1 pseudogene is annotated in these 438 nt (G+C 54.3%); it reads left to right on the plus strand.

Going from position 1 to position 438, the window contains the following annotated elements:
* Nucleotides 1-438: pseudogene (locus ACXVYO_RS01595) on the plus strand (collagen-like triple helix repeat-containing protein); the annotation flags it as partial.

The raw sequence follows: 438 nt of genomic DNA on the forward strand, positions 1-438 counted from the left end.
CCGACGGGTCCAACGGGTTTAACAGGATCACCGGGAGTAACAGGTGCGACAGGTTTAACGGGATCACCGGGAGTAACAGGTCCAACGGGTTTAACGGGATCACCGGGAGTAACAGGTCCAACAGGTTTAACGGGATCACCGGGAGTAACAGGTCCAACAGGTTTAACGGGATCACCGGGAGTAACAGGTCCAACGGGTTTAACAGGATCACCGGGAGTAACAGGTCCAACGGGTTTAACGGGATCACCGGGAGTAACAGGCCCGACGGGTTTAACAGGAGCAACGGGATTAACAGGCCCGACAGGTTTAACGGGATCACCGGGAGTAACAGGTCCAACGGGTTTAACGGGATCACCGGGAGTAACAGGTCCAACAGGTTTAACGGGATCACCAGGAGTAACAGGTCCAACGGGTTTAACAGGATCACCTGGAGTAACA

The organism is Bacillus sp. BC08 (assembly GCF_054326875.1).